The sequence below is a fragment of the Bradyrhizobium viridifuturi genome, assembly GCF_001238275.1.
GTDB classification, from domain to species: Bacteria; Pseudomonadota; Alphaproteobacteria; order Rhizobiales; family Xanthobacteraceae; genus Bradyrhizobium; species Bradyrhizobium viridifuturi.
Genome location: NZ_LGTB01000031.1, coordinates 100,376 through 120,790 on the forward strand (window position 1 = coordinate 100,376; position 20,415 = coordinate 120,790).

The following is a 20,415-nucleotide window of genomic DNA, read 5'->3' on the forward strand; positions in this document are numbered from 1 at the left end:
GAGTCCGGCAGATGCAAGTATCCCCGCCGATCCCCACGCATGGTGGTTCCGGCCTCGAAGCCCTATGGGACGACGGGGAGCGCGTCTTTTGCCGCGAATGGCGCCGGGACGCCGACGGCAGCGTCGGCAGTATCCTGACCGTAAGAGCCGCCGCGGAACATCCGCCGGCCGCGGTCCTCGAGAGGCTCGCCCATGAATACGCCTTGCGCGACGAGCTCGATGGGACCTGGGCCGTACGGCCTCTGGAGCTGATCCGCGACGGTGGGCGAACGTTGCTGATCTTGGAAGATCCCGGCAGCGAGCCGCTCGAACGGCAGCTCGGCGCTCCGATGATGCTTGACCGATTTCTGCGATTGGCTCTTGCCATCGCCATTGCCGTGGACCAACTCCATCGGCGTGGCCTGGTCCACAAGGACTTGAAGCCCGCAAATCTTCTGGTGACCGGAGCGGACGAGGTCAGGATCACCGGATTCGGCCTGGCATCCCGCCTACCGCGCGAGCGACAGCAGCTCGAACCACCGGAGACGATCGCGGGCACGCTCGCCTACATGGCTCCAGAGCAGACCGGCCGCATGAACCGGTCCGTCGATTCCCGCAGCGATCTGTACGCCGTCGGCGTGACGTTCTACCGGATGCTCACGGGCGCACTGCCGTTCGCCGCGGCCAATCCGATGGAATGGGTGCACAGCCACATCGCGAGACGAGCCGTTCCACCCGCCGAACGGCGCAGCGATGTACCCGACGCCGTGTCGGCGATCATCATGAAGCTCCTCGCCAAGACGGCCGAGGACCGCTACCAGACCGCCGCCGGCCTCAAGAGCGACCTCGAACGCTCACTCGCCGAATGGGAGGCGCACGGACGGATCGATGATTTCGTTCTGGCCCAAACCGATACGCCGGACCGCCTGTTAATTCCCGAACGGCTATACGGCAGGGAGCACGAGATCGAGGCGCTGCTTACCTCGTTCGACCGCGTCACCCGGAGCGGCACGCCCGAGCTGATCCTGGTGTCCGGTCCCTCCGGTATCGGCAAGTCGGCGCTCGTCGACGAAATGCACAGGGCTTTAGTCCCACTCGGAGGGTTCTTCGCGTCGGGCAAGTTCGATCAGCACAAGCGCGACATGCCTTACGCGACGCTGGCGCATGCGCTTCAGGGCCTGATCCGAGGCCTCCTCGCCAAGAGCGATGCCGATCTGGTCCCCTGGCGCCACGCACTGCGCGAAGCGCTGGGGCATCTCGGTCAACTGATGGTCGATCTCGTTCCGGAGTTGCGGCTGGTGATCGGGGATCAACCACCTGTTCCGGAGGCTTCCGCGCAGGACGCGCAGCGACGCTTCCAGCTCGTCGTTCGACGCTTCATTGCCATCTTCGCCAAGCCTCACCGTCCCCTCGTGCTGTTTCTCGACGATCTGCAGTGGCTCGACGTGGCCACGTTGGATCTGATCGACGACCTTCTGAACAGATCGGACCTGCGAAATCTGCTTCTCGTCATCGCGTACCGACGCAACGATGTCGACGTCAACCATCTGCTGGCACAACGGCTCGCCGAAATTCGCGCTTCCCGTAAGCGGGTACACGAAATCGACTTACCCCCGCTCAGCCGAGCTGCCGTCCGGGAGTTCATTGCGGATGCACTTCACTGCGAGCCTGCATACGCCATGCCTATCGCCGAAGTGCTATACGAGAAGACGGATGGCAATCCGTTCTTTCTGACGCAATTTCTGCAGACGCTGGCCGAAGAAGGGCTACTGACCTTCGATCACGACAAGAGGCAGTGGCTTGGGGACCTCGAACGCATCAAGGACAAAAGCTACGCCGAAAACGTCGCAGATCTCGTGGTCGGCAGGCTAAGCGGTTTGCGCGACAGGACGCGTCAGGCCCTGCTGCAGCTCGCCTGCCTGGGCCACAGCGCCGAGGTTGCAATGCTCGGCCTCGCGCACGGAACATCTGAGCAGACGCTCCACGCCGATATGCGAGACGCGACACGTCTCGAGCTGGTCCGACGTCTCAAGAGCTCCTACGCGTTCGCGCACGATCGCGTGCAAGAGGCCGCTTATGCGCTTGAACCGGACCAGAACAGGCGAACGGCCCTGCACCTTCGGATCGGCTTGGCCCTGGCAGCGCAGCTGACCCCTGACGAGACCAACGAGCGCGTCTATGTCGCTGCCAACCAACTGAACCGCGGCATCGCCGCTTTGGCAAACGGCGCCGAACGCAACCAGGTCGTTGCCGTCAATCTCGCCGCGGGTCGGCGCGCGCGAAATGCAACGGCTTACCACGCGGCCGCAACCTACCTTGAAATCGCCCGCAAGCTGCTCGGAGAGGAAGCACATCCGCAGTGTAGCCAGGACGCCTTTGCGATCGGGCTACTCCACGCCGAGTGCAAATTTCTGCTTGGAGATTTGAACACAGCCGAAGCAGAAATGGCGATCCTGTCGCAGAGCCGATTGGACATTCAGGCCAGCGCTGAGGTCGCCAGACTTCAGGCGCAGCTGTACACCGCCGCGGGACAGCTCAAGCGGGCGGTCGACGTCTGCCTTGCATTCTTGCGCAAGACCGGGATCGACTGGGGCCCTCATCCCGACCGAAGCGTGGTGGATGAAGATCGGCGACGCCTGCGAGGTTTGACCGAAAAACTGTCCGACGATCAGCTGCATGCGCTGCCGCCGATGACCGATCCGAATCATCGAGCAACGATGGGCGTCCTGGCTGACCTCCTCACGCCTGCCTTTCTCACCGATCGCAACCTTTCCGACATCATGCTCGTGGAGGCTACTCGGCTGACGATCGAACACGGGACCAGCCCTGAAGCGTGCTATCCGCTGACCGCCATATTCGGCGTGCTCGCGAGTAGCTCGACCGATGCCGAGCTTGGATTCCGGCTATCGCAGTTTGGCGCAGCCCTTGCTGACCGGCAGCCACAGATGGGATTGAGCGGACGTGCGCTCTTGGCATTCGGTCTCCACGTAACCCCATGGGTTCGTCCGATCCGATCGGGACGGCCGTTCATTCAGCGTGCGCTTGCAATTTGTCTAGCCACCGGAGAGCTGGCTTTCGCGGCGTACTCAAATCGCGGACTGATATCGATCGATCTCTTCTGCGGCGATTCGCTTTTGGACGTCTGCTCGAGCACCGAGCGGGCCCTGTCATTTGCGGAGGGTTTGGGCGTCCGGCTGGCCGCGGAGGGCCTGGTCAGGCAAAGAAATCTGGCGCTGAGCCTTACGGGGCGCAGTGAGAGGAATGACTTCAAGAGCCCGGGGGCGCTTCAGGTCCTGGATGCAAGCGAACCACTAACCGCCTTCTTCTACTATGCGACGCAAATTCAGCTCGAGGTACTTGCCGGACGTGACAATGTCGCGATTGCGCTCGCCGCGCGCGCGGAAGATGTCACATGGTGCGCCCGCGCCTATTTGGATTTCTCCGAGTACCGGTTCTACGCGGCGCTCGCTCATGCCGGGGCTTATCACGCATCACGACCCGAGGATCGCGAAGAACGTCTCAGGGACCTTCGCGAGCACCACCGCAAGCTCACAGTCTGGTCCAACCGCTGTCCGGCGAACTTCGCCGCCCGGCAGAAGCTCGTCGCGGCAGAGCTTGCGCGCATCGAAGGTCGCGAGCTCGAGGCGGAGCAACTGTATGAAGAATCGATCCGATTGGCGCAGGAATCCGGATTCGTGCAGATCGAAGCGATCGCCGCGGAGCGCGCGGCGGGGTTCTATGAGGCGCGGGGCATTCGAACGGTCGTTCTCTCCTACTTGATAAAAGCACGCGACTGCTACGCGCGCTGGGGTGCCGAGGCAAAGGTGAGCCAACTTGAGGAACTCCATCCGGGCGTGCGGGAGCGAGGATCGGCGCTCAATGCCGCAGGCACGATCGGAGCGCCCGTCGAGCAGTTGGACCTCGCGACGGTTCTCAAGGTCTCAGAGGCCGTTTCGGGTGAGATCGTGCTTGAGAAGCTCACGGAAACCCTGCTTCGTTCCGCCATCGAGCACGCGGGCGCGGAACGCGGCGTGCTGATTTTGCCAAAAGGCCCCGAGCTGAGAATCCGGGCGGAGGCTGTGACCGGCGGCGGTTCGGTCGCTCTATATCTTGCCGATTCACCGATCTCAGCCGCCGAGGTACCGATGTCGATCGTACTCTACACGGCTCGCACGCGAGAGAGCGTCGTGCTCGACAACGCGTCGACGGACAGCGCATTCGGCGGCGACGAATACATCAAGCAGAAGCGCGTCCTATCAGCCCTGTGCGTACCACTCGTCAAGCAAGGCAGAGCGGTGGCATTTTTGTATCTCGAGAACAATCTTGCGTCGCGCGCTTTCACTCCGGCCCGGATCGCGATCCTGAAGTTTCTCGCGTCCGAAGCCGCGACCTCGCTCGACAATGCCCGCCTGTATCGAGAGCTTCAGGAGCGGGAGTCAAGGATCCGCAGACTGGTCGAATCCAACATCATCGGGATTTTCATCTTTGATCGCGTCCCCGACATTCTCGATGCCAATGATGCCTTCCTCAAAACCCTGGGATATGATCGCGCGGACCTCGGCGCGGGCCGGTTGCGTTGGGCAGATCTGACGCCGCCTGAATGGCAAGAGCGCACCGATCGCGCCCGGGCCGAACTGAAGGCGACGCGGGTCGTCAAGCCGTTCGAAAAGGCGTTCTTCCACAAGGACGGCAGCCGGGTCCCGGTGCTAACCGGCGGAGCCTTGTTCGACGACGAGCAAGAACAAGGCGTTGCCTTCGTGCTCGATCTCAGCGAGCGCAAGCGCGCAGAAACCGAGGCACGCGAGAACGAGCAGCGCTACCGCGAGTCCCAGATGGAGCTGGCTCATGCCAACCGCGTGGCGGTTATGGGACAGCTGACGGCGTCGATCGCCCACGAGGTCAATCAGCCGAACACCGCCGTTATCGCCAGCGCGCAGGCAGCATTAAGCTGGCTCGATCACCAACCTCCGGCACTGGAGCAGACGCGCAGGGCGCTAACACGGGCCATCGAGAACGGTATCCGCTCCAGCGAGGTCATCGGACGAATTCGCGATCTGATAAAGAAATCGCCGCCCAAGCGGGATTCCCTGGCGATCAACGGCGTGATCGGTCACGTCATCGAGCTCACGCAGACTGAAGCGGCGCGGAACGGTGTCACGATCCACACGGCGTTCGCCGGTCGCCTGCCCAAGGTCGTCGGCGATCGCGTCGAGCTGCAACAGGTGACGCTCAACCTGATCTTGAACGCCATCGAGGCGATGAGCGGAACCACGGAGGGCGAGCGCGAGTTGCTGATCCAGACCGGGAGAGCCGATGCGGAAAGCATACTCGTGTCGATCGCCGATTCGGGACCGGGACTGTCCGCGGAGGGCCTCGCGCGGCTGTTCGAACCTTTCTACACGACCAAGTCGGGCGGCCTGGGTGTCGGACTATCAATATGCCGTTCGATCATCGTTGGGCATGGCGGCAGGCTGTGGATGACCAAAAACGAACCGCGCGGAGCCGTCTTTCAGTTCACCGTCCCGATCGATGATGGATTTGCAATTGGCTGAACCAGCCTGGCTGGCATGATCATAGAATTGTTTGGTGGACGTGTAACCAAGGCCGGGCCGCGAACGAAATATAGCCACCGGATCGCGCCGCCGAAGCCAGGCGCGGACGGAAACGAGCCCGCCATCGACTGGCGGCGTGCCACACGGAGAGATCGGTTGGGACTGTCCTGGCAACAAGGCCCGCTTTCAACGGGAGCAATTGGCCGCTTCCTGGTTCCCGAGCCGCTGCCCAAGCGCCTCCTGTACGTCGAGCCGCTTCGCCGCCGCATGCGCGTGCGCTTTGGAGAAAGCTGGATTGCCGATAGCGAGCGGGTTCTTCTGCTGTTCGAACCGGCCCGTTACCCGGTGGCTTATTTCCCAGAGGCCGACGTTTCCCCGCAGGTCCTGAAGCGCACCGAGCATATCACTCAACATGCCGACCTCGGGCCCACGTCCTGGTACAGCGTGCAGGCGGACGAGCAACACATCGCGGCGCGAGGCGCGTGGCAGCACACCAACTTGCCCTCCCATGCGGGCGATTTGCAGGGTCTGATCGCCTTCGCCTGGCGGGCCATGGATGCGTTCTACGAAGAAGACGAGCGCGTCCTCGGCCATGCCGCCGATCCCTATCATCGCATCGACATCCGCAAGGCATCTCGCAACCTGGTCGTTACGCATCAGGGTCGGGTCATCGCCGATACAAAGCGGCCGCTGGTCCTCTACGAGTCCGGCTTCGCACCTCGCTGGTACGTTCCACGCGCCGACATCGATGAGGCTGCCCTTGCTCCGGTGAAGCTTCAGACCTTCTGCCCGTACAAGGGTCTCTGCAGCTATTATTCCATCGGAGAGGCCCGTCAGGCGGCCTGGTCGTACCTCGACGCCTATCCCGAAGTCCGCCGTATCTCCAATTTTGTGTCATTCGAGCCGGACATCGTGACGGTCCATCTCGACGGCACGCAGATGAGTCTCGCAGCCGGTCAGTCAGTCGTTCCACACGGTCCCGATCGCAATCTTGACATCGCCGAGGTGGCTCCCGCGCCAACGCCCGTGAGCTAGCCCAAAAGGGCTGCAACCGGCTAGAAAGATACCTGGATCGGTCGAAATGGAGCGGCACATGGCACGACTCCTGTCCGTGAATGTCGGACTTCCTCGCGACATCGCCTGGAAGAATCGTACCATACGCACGGGGATCTGGAAAAATCCGGTGCGTGGCCGCTGTCGGGTCGGCCGATTGAACCTGGACGGAGATGGTCAAGGCGACCTGGGCGGCCACGGAGGCGAGCAACGCGCGGTCTTCGTCTACCAGATTGAAGCATATCGCCACTGGCAGATGCAGCTGGGCCGCACCGATTTCGTCCACGGGCAGTTCGGCGAGAATTTCACAATCGAAGGACTGTCCGACGATGCCGTCTGCATAGGCGATCGCTATCAGATCGGCAGCGCCGTGTTCGAGGTCACCCAACCGCGCGTGACCTGCTATCGCGTCGGCGTCCGGACCAACGAGCCGAGGATGCCGGCACTGCTGACGTCGAGCGGAAAACCAGGGTTCTACTTTCGCGTCCTGAACGAAGGCGAGGTCGGCGCCGGCGACGAAATCGTGAAGGTCGGCGAAGCGACGAGCGAATGACTGTTGCCGAGATCAACGCGCTGCTCTATTCATCCGATCACCCGCGCGATCGGCTGGAGCGCGCCTTGCGGATCGGGCCGCTTTCGTCGGGATGGCGCTCCTCGTTTGAGGCGCTGCTTCAGAGCCAAACAACGGACACGCGGCGCAGCGGCAACGCGGGCCTTGCTCCGGCAGCCGCAGCGCATCCGGCCGCTCCGGGATTTCGTCCGCTCGTGGTTGCGTCGATCGATCGGGAGGCCCTGGACGTCGTCTCGTTCTCCTTGCAGCATCCGGATCGTGAGCCGCTGCCACCATCTCTGCCCGGCCAGTACGTGGTCCTGCGCCTTCCGCGAACCGATGGTCCACTGCTCATTCGCAGCTACTCGCTCTCGGGTCCCGTCTCGACAGCGAGGTATCGGATTAGCGTGAAGGTCGAGCCGAATGGAGCGGCCGGGAATTACCTGAGCGAGCACATCCACGCGGGCGATGTTCTCGAGGTGAGTTCTCCGCGCGGAAGCTTTACCCTTCAGTCCGGCGAGCGGCCGGTGGTGTTGGTCAGCGCGGGGATCGGAGCCACGCCCGTTCTGGCCATGCTGCACGCTCTGGCAGCGACCCGTTCGACGCGGCAAGTCTTCTGGCTGCATGCTGCGCGCGACGGGCGGCATCATCCATTCGCGGACGAAGTGCGCCGCCTCATGCGCACCCTCCCGCAGGGCCGCAGCTTTGTCTGCTACAGCAAACCGGATTCGCGCGACAAGCTCGGCGAGGATTTCGATGCTCCTGGCCACCTGTCGCAACCGGTCTTCCAGGACATCGGCATCCCGCGCGAGGCGAATGTCTACCTCTGTGGACCAGCTCGTTTCATGGCGGACATGAAACAAGCGCTCGCGGGGTTCGGCATGATGCCGGAACGCATTCATACGGAAGTCTTCAGTGGCGGCGATTCATTGATGCCCGGCATCGTCGGCGCGGCCATGCAAGCTCCGCACCTGCCCAAGGACGCGACGGGCAGCGGCCCGCTGGTATCCTTCGCGCGAAGCGGTATCGCCGCCCATTGGGAACCGTCGACTTACGCGAGCATCCTGGAATTGGCCGAGGCGTGTGACGTTCCGGTCCGCTGGTCGTGCCGGGCTGGCGTCTGTCATAACTGCGAAAGCGGCCTGGTTGCCGGCGCGGTGGCCTATGCACCGCTGCCGCTCGATCAGCCGGCCGACGGGAATCTTCTGATTTGCTGCTCACAGCCTGTTCGAGACATCGTCATCGATTTGTAGATCGCAGGGATGAAGTCAGGGGCCATCATGAAGTTTTCGATCGAAGTGCTGACCGTTCCGGTACGAGACGTCGATCGCGCGCTGCGCTTCTATGTCGATCAGGTCGGCTTCGCACTCGACGTCGACTATTCGCCGAATGGCGCCTTCCGTGTGGTGCAGCTCACGCCCCCTGGTTCGAGCTGCTCGATTCAGATCGGCGAAGGCATCACCGACGCATCCGCAGGATCGCTTCGGAATGCCTATCTCGTCGTCACCGATCTCGAGGCCGCACGACATCGCCTGCTGGAACGTGGGGTTCAGGTGAGCGATATCAGGCACAAGACGCCGATCGCGGCGTGGGATGGGCGCTTCGCCCCAGGCATCGATCCCGCGCGAGGGGACTACGCGAGCTTCGCCGACTTTTCAGACCCGGATGGAAACAGCTGGGTGCTCCAGGAACGAGGCTACCGCACGGCTTGAAGCGTGCGGCGGCGTCCGGGCATCGTCATGCCCGGTAGTGCAAAGGCCGGTGCAACAGGCCGCGGCGTCCGCGCCGCGACTCGCAAGGCCGCATCAACACTGGACATGGCCGACCCGTCCCCTCCATCGACACCCGTGAGACGAGCGAGCATATCTTCGATATCGCGCGGCATTCAGGCTTACGCGTTCACAACTATCGTGGTCCCCAACGGAGCCGCTCATCCCGAGCGTCGACCAATGGAGAACCGCCATGTCCCGCCTTTCGAGCCAGACACGTTCGATCCGTTCCGCCGTTGCGGGCCTTCTGGTGATCGGCCTGCTGTTGCCCGCGCATGCCATCGAACGGAGCAGCTCGCCCGATGCTCTCCCGAATCTGCCGTCGCGGACGGCCGAGCGCTTCGCTTCCGCCGAGCTGAGGTCGCGCCTGCCTTGGCTCGCGCCGATCGGACATCATCAGCCGAGCCGGGCCGACGTGCCGCAATCGGATGTCCTGTCGGCCCAGGAACGTGACCAGCAGCAGCGTGATCGGATGCTGGATCACAAGCTCATCATCTGCCGCGGATGCTGATTGGCCCGGCCACCTCTCGTTCACCGGTCCAGGCATTCTCAGATCGAGATCGCTTCCATACTCTTCGCGAGTTCCAGTTCGTCAATCGCCGCAGGTGCCTGCGCCGCCTTTCGCCATTGCGCAGGGGTGATGCCCATGTGGCTCTTGAACGCCCGCTGGAACGCCGCCTCCGACTGATAGCCGACGGATTCTGCAACCGCTCCGGTCGAGATCGATGGCTTCCTCAGTTCATTCGTTGCCAGCGTCATGCGGATATCGGTCAGAAGTTCGTTCGGTGAACGTCCGACCTTCTCCTGGAATTGTCGGGCAAGTGTCGCGCGCGACATATTGGCAAGCTGCGCGAGTTCGGGCAGCGTCCACGCACGCGCGGGCGCGTCGAGCATGGCCGCGACCACCGGCGCAAGGCGCGGGTGACCCGCGAGCGCAAGCAGCCCGCGTGGAGCGTCCCCGGTCTCGCTGGCGAGCCTCAGAACGAGCGCGAACATCGCCGTCGATAACGCGTTCAGCATCGCGCGGCCACCAAGCTGATCGCCCGCGGTCTCACCGCGCATCAAGGCAACGAGGCCCGCGAGCTGCCCCTTCGTGTCCCCCTCTCCGGCCTGCGCGCCGGCCCGCGCGATCAGCACCGGCGGCAGATAGTTGCGCAGCAGCCGGTCGTGGGGCGGGGCAATCGAAAAATGTCCGCACAACAGATCGAGCCGCGCGTCCGAGCCGGGGTTTTCACTGATCGTGAAGTTGAGGGACGCGCGGTTGTGCGCCTTCAGCGGCGCAGCGCCGCTGCCATCGTGCATGACATGCCGGGGGTTGCCTGGCAGCAGCAGGATGTCACCGGCCTCCAGTCGCAACGGCCGGCCTCCCGCCGGATTGTCGAGCATCGCCGAGCCTGCGAGCACAGCATGGTATGGGATTTCGTTGGCCTCACCCGGCCCCTGCTCGATCCGCCAGGGCGCACCATAGGAGCAGCGCAGGTCAAGGCGACCGCGCACCGGCATCATCTCGAACAGCCGGCTCAGCCAATCCATTGCATCCTCTATCGAAGCCTCCTCGTGAGACGAACGAGCATATATGCGAGCCTATCAGGCATTCAAACTCTCATATGGCGATCATATCGTTGCTCTCAAGTCGTCCACCGTTCCAACCAAGGAGTGCCGCCGTGTCCCGCCTTTCCGTCCCAAATCTCGAAACCGACGCCGGCCCCTCCGGCAAAGTCTATGCGCAGATCAAGAAGGCCATCGGCAGCGTGCCGAATACCTTCGCGGCCATCGCAGCCCATGGCCCCGCAGCGCTCAAGTCCATCCTCGCTGCCGATACCGTGCTCGCCTCAGGCGGCCTGACCAACTCCGACAAGGAGATCGTCAAGCTCGTCATCAGCGAGGCCGCCGGTTGTGACTATTGTGTTGCCGCCCACAGCCATCTTGGAAGGCTCGCCGGCCTTACGCCGGAGGTACTGAGGCAAATCCGCGAGGGTCTGCCGACCGGCGATGCCCGGCGCGATGTGCTGGTCGCGTTCGTCGACAAGCTCGCGCGGACCAGCGGAACGATCAGCGAAGAAGATTTCAACGCGATCAAATCCGCCGGTTACAGCGACGCACAACTCGTCGAGATCAGCCTCGCCTTTGCCACCACCACGTTCACCAATATCTTCAACCGCATCAACGACACCGAGCTCGACTTTCCGGCGGTCGCGTAACATGGCGATGTCGTCTCGGATCAGGGATCACGACCATGACCGCGTTAGCCAGCGCGAATTCTTGTCAGACCCCCTCGTCCGCGCGGACGCGGCTTACTAGGCATCTCGTTCACGCCTCGATAGTGATCATGTTGTTCTCCGACAGGATCTGGTTCGCCTGATCCGGCATTGGACGGCCCTCTGCTGAGGGAACGATGCGTTGCCGGCGAACTTCAAGTTCGCCGGCAACTGCGCGTTCAGGCCGGCGTGGCGCGGATCACGTCGGAGCATTTCGGTCCATCGGATGGGCTGCGCAACCATGCCTGGCGCGGCCAACGATCAGCAGCGACGGCAAATAACCAGCTTTCGATCAAGCTCCTGATCCTGCAATTTCAGCATCTCGTCCAGATCGATACCGCGCCTGTGAACCGCCATCGCGCTTGCAGAGTTGGGGTCGAACGATTGCCCATGCGGCTGAACGTGCACCTCCGGCAATAGCGAATACGCCGGCTGGCCACCTAGCCTGGATGGATCGTCGTAGCTCGGCGTGTCGTCCACATGCTCTGACGGTCCCCGCATCATCCCCGAGACCCCATGGTTATGTCGCCGCGTGGACGCACTGGTCGGGTCGATGATCAGCATAAGGCCGAAGGCTGCAATCGTGACCTGCCAGCACTTTGGGTTTCTAGTCATTTGCCACCTTTAAGCTGTTTTACATCGCAGCCGCGCGGGCGGCCCGTACGATCACGTCAGCTACGACGTCCGGGTTGGAGACAGTGACGGCATGCGATGCATTCACCTCAACGACGTGCGATTTTGCACGATCGGCTTCGAACTTCTGTTCGGCCAGAGGAATCGCGAGATCCTGCAAAGTCCTGATTTGCCAACTCGGCTTGCTCACCCATGCAGCGGATGTCAGCGTCTCGGTCAGGGCTGCCAAGTTCATCGGGCGTTGGGTGGCGAGCATCGTGGCAGCCTCGCTCGCGGGTACATCGGCTGCGACATTACTGTGGAACTTGTCGCTCTGATAAAGGAGGTACGTACCGTTGGTTCCGTCAGGGAGAGAGTAGGTGACCGCCTCGACGGACGCGGGGAATGTGCTGCCGGGAAACCGCTCGAGCAAATTGCTTGCAGCTTCTCCAGCCGCAGGCATCACCGCGGCAGCATAAACGAGGCCCTTGACTTTGGGGTCGGTACCGGCCTCGGTGATGACGGCTCCGCCGTAGGAATGGGCCGCCAAGATCACGGGTCCCTGGATCCTGCCCAACACGCTGCGCAGGTAGGCGGCGTCGATCGCCACGCCCATTAGCGGATTGGCGAATGCGACGACCGGATAGCCAGCGCGCTGGAGCCGCTCGATCACTTTATTCCAGATCGACCCGTCTTCGAAGGCTCCGTGCACAAGCACGATCGTGGGCGTGAGTGTTTCGGGATTCATCGTGATTCCTACTCATGAAAGTTATGCAAGCGATGGTTCGCTGACACGCGCGCAAAGCCGCGCCTACCGAATCTCCGGAGCTGCCAGGACCAGCATCTGAGATCGTAGTGCCGGAAAGAGCCGCATGATGCCGGCAGGGCTAGCTCGGCAAATGGTACTGCCGGTACCACCTGTTGATCTCGCCGCTGGTCGTCAGCCACACGTCCTTTTGGCTCGAGATGTAGGCGAGGGCTGCGGCCAGGTGCTTCGTCCGAAACGCCTGCCCCGTGATAAAGGGATGCAAGGCAATAGGAAGAACCCTCGGAATCCGTTCGCCCTCCTCGTAGAGGACGTCGAACTGGTCGCGTATCATCCGGCCAAAATCTTCAGCGGACGTACCGAACGTCAGAACCGACGGAAGATCGTTGCATTCAACGGAGTACGGCATTCCCAGAAGGGAGCCCTTCTTCACTTTCATCTGGAAGGGCAGGTCATCGCACGTATAGTCGCACAGATACTCGATACCACGCTCAGCGAGCAGATCCGGCGTGGCGTGCGTCTCCGTCAAGAACGGGCTGAGCCAACCCTTGGGCCTTTCACCGGTGGCCGCCGCGATGACCGTGAGCGTGTCCTCGATTAGCGCCGCCTCCTGCTCCAACGAAAGCCCGTTGACGATCTCGGAGTTGTTTCGTCCATGCCCCATGAAATCCCATTTGCGCTTCGAGCCTTCCTCAACGACCCGCGCATATTCCCGACAAACATCGGAATTGAGACACACGCTTGCCGGCAAGCCATACTTGTCCAACGTCTCCATCAGCCGCCAAATGCCGACGCGCTGCCCGTAATCCCGCCAACCATAGTTGAGAGAGTCCGGCGCAAAATGCGTGGTGTGCGGCACGATTGCCGGGCCAGGCCGATCCTCCGGAAAGTGCTCTATATTGATGTAGATTGCGACCGCGACGCGTTCCTTTTTCGGAAAGGACGCAAGCGGACGATCGACGATCGGCGTGAACTCGTAGCGTCTGGTTTGTGTCTGCATCAGTCGATCACCCCTAGGGAAGCCGCCTCGCCCATCGGTCGCAGGACGACACCCAGTCGCGAACCAAGGACGTCATGAACCTCGATTCCGAAATGTCCTTCTGCGAAGCGGTCAGTCCAACCATGGCCATGCTTCCAGCCTGCCGGCCACGCCGCGAATGCGACGCCGACCCCGACAGGCACCATTGAAGGTTCGGATCATCAGCCCGTTTGGTTACAGGCATCGAATGATTAATCATCCGGCGAACCGCTCATACTGCGCCCGCGACTCGCGACGAACTTCCCGTCGCCAGCCGAGCCGGCGGCTCAGGATGACCACTTATGACAACGGAATCGCTCTGACCTCGCGATACCTTGTTCGGCGATCCCATCGGGATTTCGAGTCAGGGCCGGGCTCGATTCCGGCCCGAGCGATGGCGGAGATCTGAATGGCGTGGAACCTGCGCGCTGTCGCGGAGGCTAGTGAAAATTCTTTCTAACGAATGCCGTGCGTCAGCTTGTTGGTATTTCTGCTGGCATCGGCAGCCACCGAAAACGAAAAACCAACTTAAATTCAATTGGTTATACGACCAGTCGATTATCGGCCAGGGGCACCAACCAGGCTGTTCGCGCCCGTTCTTCCCAGACGTCCGCGGCCGTCCGCGAAGCGCTCGAATCCCTTAAAAATAGGCATTCCGCATAGGTCGGTGTTCGTCACCGCTTGTTCTCGTGCAGTCGCAGCCGGCCGGCAAGGCAAAGATCCGAGCACCGAGAAGCAGCTCGATAGGCACAGGCAGGCAGCCACCCGGCTTTCCGGCAATGGACCGGTGAATGGCTCGCAAAGGAGAAAGTCAGACGGGGCAAGATCGTCGCGGCGCGCACCGCAACCATCGAGGTGCTCGAGCTTCGCGTCGGCTACGTCAAGGATCGCTTCGGCAAGCTGTGCAGGCATCGCGCTCTGCCCGGGGTTCGCCTGACTGAGGGAAAGTGAACGAGCTGATCGCTGGTGCCCAATCCGGTGCGCATCGACTGATCGAAAGTCGAGCCTCAAGATAAGTGCAAACCGAAGTCGTAGTGCAGATGGAAAAAGGGCGAGTTCTGGATAAGGCCGTCCGGCGCCTGCCCCGCCGGCATCTCGATAAATTCGCGCACCAGGCTGTCCTTGACGCCGAAGACGACGTCGGTGTCGAGATACTTGTCACCTTCGGCGAACACGTGCGTCACCAGCTTTTGATAGCCAGGCGCCGAAATCATGAAGTGGATGTGCGCCGGTCGCCACGGATGCCGTCCCTGCTTCTCCAGCATGGCTCCGACAGGACCGTCGTGAGGAATGGGATATGCCGCCGGCCTAATACTCCAGAAACTGAACTTGCCATCTCCGTCCGTCGAGAACCGGGCCCTCATGGCCAGGCTACCAGTCTCCTCGAATTGCTGGACGTCGTAGTAGCCATCGCCGTCCGAATGCCAGACATCGACGACGGCGCCCCTGATCGGCGTGCCGTCCGGAGCATTGACTGTTCCCGTGACGATGAGCGGGTCACCTACGAGACCGCCTGAGATATTTTCCCCGGACCCTTTCTCGGGTGGTCCCTCCACGTAAAAGGGTCCAAGCACTGTCGACTCCGTGACTCCCTGGGCTGCTCCGTGATTAATCGCATCCACGAGCATCGAGACGCCGAGCGTATCCGACAGAAGCACGAACTCTTGGCGTGTGTTCGTGCACATCTTTCCTGTATCGGTCAGGAACGCGATCCCCCGCTCCCATTCCTCGATGGTCGGCCGCACCTCCCTCACGAATGCATGGAGATGCCGGACCAACGCGGCGCTGACCTCGCCCGCTCGCCTGTCGCTTGCACCTGAAAGACGGTCGATGACCGCGTCAGTGATCGTGATCTCGTCAAAGTTTCGCATAGTTCCCTATCCAATTCATCTTTGGTGAAGTCACGCCAAATCCTGTAATCGTCCACCCGGATTGTCTTCGCCGGACGACCGCCACACGCCGCGCGCAGTATCTCGCGGGTCGACGAGTGGTCGAAGGGGTAAGGATTCGCTTGTCGGAGTGTGCAGGACGGCGCCCGAATAGACGTCGCTGCAGGAGCGACCGAGAAGGTCGCGCAGCATTCCGCCTTCACGCTGCTGGGCTGCAAACCACGAATGCCTTCGATCAAGCCGTTCAACCTCGCTGCCAATCGACACGATTGTCCGCGAACCAAAAATCACGCGTGTCGGCACGCCGGAAAACGTGAAGCGTGGCATGATTCACCTTCGAAAGGCACTGAAGAGACCGCGAAAGCCCACTGGGGCTTCCGCGATCTTGGGTGACGCTTCGCCTATCCGGCCGCGTCGTTCATGTAGGACTTCTTAACATCCTGGGCTTTCGCGTAGTCAGGCTGGAAGCGGACGCTGGCGTAGTGGGACTTCTGCTCGGCTTCCTGCGCACGCTTCCCTAGCTCCGCTGTGTCGCCGAAGCCGAGCACCTGCCGCGCCAGCTCGGTCAGCGGTCCATCGACCTGATACTCGGTGCGCTGCATCGTCAGCAAGTTGATGAGATAGAGAGGCGTGCCGTTGAACTTTTCGAACATCTCGTGGCGGTTGCCCCATTCGCTCAGGAATCGCTCGCTGATCTGGCGGAATATCTTGATGCGGTCGTAGGCGCTGATCTCCGCGCCGCGGAGGGCCTCGGCGAGCTTCGGACCGATGTATGGATCTTCCATCTCGCGCTTCGACGGTTGGATAACGACACCGCGACCGCAGAAGTCGATCAGCGTGTTCACCATCTTGGCCTGGTTCTCGAGGTAGTAGGCGCGGCCGAAGTCGATGTAGATATTGTTCGGCTTGAACAATCCACCGGGGGTCGCGAATCCGGTCTCTTCAGCGGCGATCATGAAGGCCCGGCAGGTCTCGCGGAAGCGAATGAGCTCAGCGAGCTGCGCCGCGACGACCGGGTTGGTGCTGGTGCCCAGCGATTGAGTCAAGAGCAGAGCGAGACCGACCATCAGCTCGGCATGGACACAATGACGGATCTGGGTCTCGAGATGCACCCAGTCGAATTGCCGTTGCGGATACCATTTCGCGTGGTCAGGATTGCCAACGTGCTGCACCCGGTCCCACGGAATGAGGACGTCGTCGAAGTAGACCATCGCGTCGAGTTCGTCACCGATCGTGGCCAACGGGCGATCGTACGGATCTGCGTCCGGCTGCGCGTTCGACTTGCGGGCCACGACCGAAATGCCTTTCGTAGCGATCGGCACGAGCGCGTAGACAGTCTGCTCCGCGGTCTGGCCGGGGCGCCACAAGTTTCCAATAAGAAGATGATTGACGAAAGGAACGGACGTACCGATCGCCTTCCAGCCGCGGACAAGGATGCCGTCGTCGCGTTCTTCGATGATCTTCAGCATCGGCGTCTCGGCCATCGCATTGTCACGGCCGCGATCGAACTGGACATCGAGGAACATCGGCGAGATAGCCAGATCCTGAGCCGTGACCTCTTCCCACTGACGCTGAATATTTCCGGAGAGATCGCGCTTCTTGCCGCTGAAGCGCGAGTTCTCCGACCAAGGCCTCTGGTCGTCCACCTGGGTGAACATAACCACATTCATGCCGGCCGGCGGCCGTGTGAAGATGCCGCCCTTGAAGTGACGGCAAAGGAAGTCGCAGTACTGGCGGCGTTTGACCACATCTTCCTTTGATCGCGGAAGGAACCAGTGCATCGACTGGCGCTTGCCGTCCTCATCGATGAAAGTCGCAATGTCTTGATGCTTCGGGTCGAGATGAAGATCGTAGTATTCGGCGATGGCATTCGCATACCCCTTCGTCATGGGATGCGTGGTCACGTCCTCGATCAGCTCACCACCGACGTAGACGCGACGGCCGTCTCGTAGAGACTGAAGATACTCGGCACCGGTTCTCATAGCTCACTCCTTGTCATGTTTTTAGGAAACTTGCCGCTGGAACGTCGCTGCGTCCCAGTAATCTTCGCTGTGGCGTATCCGGCCGTCCGCGACTTGGACCAACTGGACGCCGCGCAACGAAATGACCTTCGCCTCAGTCGTGCCGCTCTTCCGCGGCGCGGTCGCATGCATGACGTAGGCGACGGCAACTACTCCATCGCCTCCTACAATCATGGACTTCACCTCCCAGCGGACGTCAGGAAGCCAGCTGAACAGCTTCTGCATGCCCACCGCGATCTCAGCGGAGCCCTGCTTTGTCTTGAGTTGCGCGACTTCGTCGTGCGACGCATCATCGCAATAGAGCGCGAGGATCGCGCGGTGATCGCGCCTCCCGTAGGCATCGTAGAGCGCGGTAACGACTTCCTTTGGGGTTGATGCTGACATCATGCGCGCGCCTCCAGATCGACGCCATACATGTAGCGTCCCTGTCCGTAGAGTAACGGCGGACCGGCGGCCGGCGCGTGAATGCTCTCGATCACGGCGATGGCGATGCGATGGCTTCCGACCAGGAGTTGCTCGACCGTCCGACATTCGAACACGACCGACGCCTCGCGTAGCCGCGGAAGTCCTTTTCCGCCGGAAACGTCGGTCGATAGCAGAACGTGCTCGTCAATGAATTTGTCGACGCTAGGACGCGAGCAGAGCTCCGAAAGGTGAAGCTGATCCTGCGTGAGGAGGTTCACCGCGAAGCCCCCGCCTTCTCGTACGTGCGCGGCGGTCACGGTCTTGCTGTTCAGGCAGATCAGTATCGTCGGCGGCTCGGTGCAGACTGAAGTAAACGAACTGATCGTCATGCCCCAGGGTCTATCGCCATGCCAAGTTGTCACGACGCTCACGCTTCCGACGAAATGCCGCATCGCCGCCCGGAATGCCGCCGCATCCGCAGTCGTCAGCGAGGGCAGAACTCCGCGATCGTTTCCAATTCCCGAGTTGTTCTTCATGGTAAGCCTCGTAGCGACTTATTCGTGTCACAGAGGCTAAGTGGCGCGCCTGGCCGACGTCTAATCGATAATAAATATTCCAGCTATCCGCCGGATCGATCCATCCGCCTCATGCGCCGTTCAGGGGACGTTGGAAAGCCAAGAGCCCAGCACATCGCACGGCAACATCTCGCAACCGCAACATGAGAGATTCCGCCGATCGAAATACGCAAAGGACGAGCTCATTCCGATAGTGCATGGCGAGGCAAATTGTTACGGTCCGAGGTCGCATGCATCGGGAGACCTGGGGTGAACCTCCGAAGTATTGACCTCAACTTACTCGTGATACTCGACGCGCTCCTTACCGAGCGCAACGTAAGTCGGGCTGGCGAGCGCATCGGTCTCAGCCAATCGGCGATGAGCGCGGCTCTCGCGCGACTCCGCGAAGTCTTCCACGACCCATTGCTGGTGCGCGTTGGACGCGATCTGGCTCTCACACGAAATGCGGAGGACCTCATCGTCCCGCTGAAGGAATCGCTTAGCAAGGTCGAACAGCTGCTGCTGCGTCGTCCTGGATTTGACCCGGCGAACGATGCGCGGACGTTCTCGATCAGTGCGTCCGACTATGCGGGGCTGGTCCTGCTCACGCCGCTCGTGAGGATTATCTCCAACGAGGCTCCAAACGTGACAATTCATCTACTGCCTCGTGCTCGCGATGCCGTGCGCGTGCTGCAGACGAACCAGGCGGACATTGTCATCGAGCCGATCGAACTCTTCGGACCGAACGACTATCCGTCAGCGTCGCTGCTAAGCGATCGCTGGCTCTGCGCCGTCGATGCAAATCACCCCGACGTCAGCGGCGATACGTTGACCGAGACGCAGTTTCTCGAACTTCCGCATCTCGTCTACGGCATCGGAGACGATCGTCAGCTGAACCTCGCCGACCAACATCTTGCCAATGCCGGCGTGCAACGGCGCATAGAGGTGACCGTCGAAAGCTTTCTGTTGAACCCGTTTCTTATCAAGGGGACGCGGCTCGTCAGCCTCGTGCTGGAACGGGCGGCCAGAAGACTGATTGGCACGATCGACATCAAGCTACTGGAGTCCCCAATATCTGTTCCGGACATCCACGAGGCCATGTACTGGCATCCACGCCATACGACCGATCCAGGACACAAGTGGCTCAGAGAGAAGCTGCTCAACGTCGCGCAGCAACTGGATTGAGGCTCATCCGCGCTCACATCCCGCATGGCGAATGATCTCGCACGAGGTGCGCTCGGAGGGCGGTCGCATTTTATGTGATTTCAACGGGGTGCGGAGGTAAATGCCGGGCTTGGGTGCATGTCCGGCGTCAAGGCGGAACTAGTGTGCCGGCCTGGGCGCCAGCTCTTTCTTCCAACTGTGTGAAGCAGGTAACAGCCGCTTGGCACAGGCGGTGCTAGATTGTCGTTGCTGGGGATTTCAGGGCCCAGAGGCTGGAAGAACAGGGCGCCGCCGGGACAAACCATTTCGGGCCTGGCGGCGTACTTTTGAGATTTGCCGACCGAGCGCGTGAGGCGTCGCCAGGATGAATGGCAATAAAATCGCTACCAAGACCGTATTGATCGCGCTGGTCATCGGCATTGCCGTATGGGCCACGATTGGCGCTCCCCAGCCAGGCACAAACTCGAACGTTCACCTCGCCAGCAGGCGATGAGCCCGGCGGCACAGGCCATGCAGCTGGATTGACGCCGGGAATTTTAGTGTCCCGGTCCAGGAAGGAAACGCCGCCGGGCCTGTATTTGTGAGACCGGTGAAGACGACGATCAGGGATCGGGCCCGCTCCGCCGGCGCAAGATCATCCATGTCGGACATGGATGCGTTCTATGCACCGGTCGAGCCGCGGGATAATCCGGACCTGCGCGGGAGTGCGAGCGCCGACGGGCGTGAGGCAACTACCAATACCGACATTCGGTTCGGGTCGCGATCTGACCGACGACTTCTTCCTTTCTCAAACGACTGGCGAAAGGGCAAATCGCCGTCGTTCCC

15 protein-coding genes and 2 pseudogenes are annotated in these 20,415 nt (G+C 61.6%); 8 read left to right on the plus strand and 9 right to left on the minus strand.

Annotated elements, in window-relative coordinates; all coding sequences use genetic code 11:
- The first annotated feature begins 11 nt into the window (after positions 1-11).
- From ALC15_RS26430 to ALC15_RS26450, 5 genes and pseudogenes are all read left to right on the plus strand, one after another.
- Entirely contained in the window at positions 12-5,531 is a 5,520-nt protein-coding gene (locus ALC15_RS26430; RefSeq protein WP_050629791.1) for a trifunctional serine/threonine-protein kinase/ATP-binding protein/sensor histidine kinase, read from the plus strand.
- 156 nt (positions 5,532-5,687) lie between these two features.
- Positions 5,688-6,566 carry a DUF427 domain-containing protein gene (locus ALC15_RS26435; RefSeq protein WP_050629792.1) on the plus strand — a complete coding sequence of 293 codons (879 nt, stop codon included), beginning with the start codon at positions 5,688-5,690 and terminating at the stop codon, positions 6,564-6,566.
- Between the two features lie 58 nt (positions 6,567-6,624).
- Positions 6,625-8,387: pseudogene (locus ALC15_RS26440) on the plus strand (MOSC domain-containing protein).
- Between the two features lie 27 nt (positions 8,388-8,414).
- Positions 8,415-8,846: a VOC family protein gene (locus ALC15_RS26445; protein WP_050629819.1), complete on the plus strand. Its 432-nt coding sequence runs from the start codon at positions 8,415-8,417 to the stop codon at positions 8,844-8,846.
- Between the two features lie 307 nt (positions 8,847-9,153).
- Positions 9,154-9,414 (plus strand): hypothetical protein, encoded by a 261-nt coding sequence (locus tag ALC15_RS26450; RefSeq protein WP_128089589.1) that lies wholly within the window; start codon positions 9,154-9,156, stop codon positions 9,412-9,414.
- A 38-nt stretch (positions 9,415-9,452) separates the two neighbouring features.
- On the opposite strand, the gene ALC15_RS26455 is transcribed toward ALC15_RS26450, so the two are convergent.
- A complete protein-coding gene (locus ALC15_RS26455) occupies positions 9,453-10,436 on the minus strand; it encodes an AraC family transcriptional regulator (protein ID WP_050629794.1) in 984 nt (327 codons plus the stop codon).
- 131 nt (positions 10,437-10,567) lie between these two features.
- Between ALC15_RS26455 and ALC15_RS26460 the strand changes: the two genes are divergently transcribed.
- Entirely contained in the window at positions 10,568-11,104 is a 537-nt protein-coding gene (locus ALC15_RS26460; RefSeq protein ID WP_050629795.1) for a carboxymuconolactone decarboxylase family protein, read from the plus strand.
- A gap of 318 nt (positions 11,105-11,422) precedes the next feature.
- Here the strand turns inward: ALC15_RS26460 and ALC15_RS26465 are convergent, their stop codons facing one another.
- The 8 genes from ALC15_RS26465 to ALC15_RS26495 form a co-directional block, all read right to left on the minus strand.
- The gene (locus ALC15_RS26465; RefSeq protein ID WP_050629796.1) at positions 11,423-11,725 is read right to left on the minus strand and encodes a hypothetical protein; all 303 of its coding nucleotides are present in this window, start codon (positions 11,723-11,725) and stop codon (positions 11,423-11,425) included.
- 70 nt (positions 11,726-11,795) lie between these two features.
- Complete coding sequence (locus ALC15_RS26470; protein ID WP_050629797.1) at positions 11,796-12,521, minus strand: alpha/beta fold hydrolase; 726 nt, start codon at positions 12,519-12,521, stop codon at positions 11,796-11,798.
- A 139-nt stretch (positions 12,522-12,660) separates the two neighbouring features.
- Positions 12,661-13,539: a polysaccharide deacetylase family protein gene (locus ALC15_RS26475; protein ID WP_050629798.1), complete on the minus strand. Its 879-nt coding sequence runs from the start codon at positions 13,537-13,539 to the stop codon at positions 12,661-12,663.
- Positions 13,540-14,564: 1,025 nt separating this feature from the next.
- Positions 14,565-15,428, minus strand: coding sequence for an intradiol ring-cleavage dioxygenase (locus ALC15_RS26480; RefSeq protein ID WP_050629799.1), 864 nt, complete (start codon positions 15,426-15,428; stop codon positions 14,565-14,567).
- Positions 15,429-15,458: 30 nt separating this feature from the next.
- On the minus strand, positions 15,459-15,773 hold the full coding sequence (locus ALC15_RS43535) for a hypothetical protein (RefSeq protein ID WP_128089591.1): 315 nt from the start codon (positions 15,771-15,773) through the stop codon (positions 15,459-15,461).
- 74 nt (positions 15,774-15,847) lie between these two features.
- The gene (locus tag ALC15_RS26485; protein ID WP_050629800.1) at positions 15,848-17,428 is read right to left on the minus strand and encodes a 4-hydroxyphenylacetate 3-hydroxylase family protein; all 1,581 of its coding nucleotides are present in this window, start codon (positions 17,426-17,428) and stop codon (positions 15,848-15,850) included.
- Between the two features lie 21 nt (positions 17,429-17,449).
- Positions 17,450-17,854 (minus strand): nuclear transport factor 2 family protein, encoded by a 405-nt coding sequence (locus ALC15_RS26490; RefSeq protein WP_050629801.1) that lies wholly within the window; start codon positions 17,852-17,854, stop codon positions 17,450-17,452.
- A complete protein-coding gene (locus ALC15_RS26495) occupies positions 17,851-18,324 on the minus strand; it encodes a flavin reductase family protein (RefSeq protein WP_157860944.1) in 474 nt (157 codons plus the stop codon). Before ALC15_RS26495 ends, ALC15_RS26490 begins: the two co-directional genes overlap by 4 nt.
- A 372-nt stretch (positions 18,325-18,696) precedes the next feature.
- On the opposite strand from ALC15_RS26495, the gene ALC15_RS26500 reads away from it, so the two are divergent.
- The gene (locus ALC15_RS26500; RefSeq protein ID WP_063781877.1) at positions 18,697-19,611 is read left to right on the plus strand and encodes a LysR family transcriptional regulator; all 915 of its coding nucleotides are present in this window, start codon (positions 18,697-18,699) and stop codon (positions 19,609-19,611) included.
- Positions 19,612-20,179: 568 nt separating this feature from the next.
- A pseudogene (locus ALC15_RS46530) lies at positions 20,180-20,415 on the plus strand (hypothetical protein); the annotation flags it as partial.

Coding starts and splice junctions, on each gene's coding strand:
- ALC15_RS26495 (WP_157860944.1), bottom strand. CDS start 18,324: ATGCGGCATTTCGTCGGAAGCGTGAGCGTCGTGACAACTTGGCATGGC.
- ALC15_RS26490 (WP_050629801.1), bottom strand. CDS start 17,854: ATGATGTCAGCATCAACCCCAAAGGAAGTCGTTACCGCGCTCTACGAT.
- ALC15_RS26470 (WP_050629797.1), bottom strand. CDS start 12,521: ATGAATCCCGAAACACTCACGCCCACGATCGTGCTTGTGCACGGAGCC.
- ALC15_RS43535 (WP_128089591.1), bottom strand. CDS start 15,773: ATGCCACGCTTCACGTTTTCCGGCGTGCCGACACGCGTGATTTTTGGT.
- ALC15_RS26485 (WP_050629800.1), bottom strand. CDS start 17,428: ATGAGAACCGGTGCCGAGTATCTTCAGTCTCTACGAGACGGCCGTCGC.
- ALC15_RS26465 (WP_050629796.1), bottom strand. CDS start 11,725: ATGCTGATCATCGACCCGACCAGTGCGTCCACGCGGCGACATAACCAT.
- ALC15_RS26455 (WP_050629794.1), bottom strand. CDS start 10,436: ATGGATTGGCTGAGCCGGCTGTTCGAGATGATGCCGGTGCGCGGTCGC.
- ALC15_RS26445 (WP_050629819.1), top strand. CDS start 8,415: ATGAAGTTTTCGATCGAAGTGCTGACCGTTCCGGTACGAGACGTCGAT.
- ALC15_RS26475 (WP_050629798.1), bottom strand. CDS start 13,539: ATGCAGACACAAACCAGACGCTACGAGTTCACGCCGATCGTCGATCGT.
- ALC15_RS26480 (WP_050629799.1), bottom strand. CDS start 15,428: ATGCGAAACTTTGACGAGATCACGATCACTGACGCGGTCATCGACCGT.
- ALC15_RS26430 (WP_050629791.1), top strand. CDS start 12: ATGCAAGTATCCCCGCCGATCCCCACGCATGGTGGTTCCGGCCTCGAA.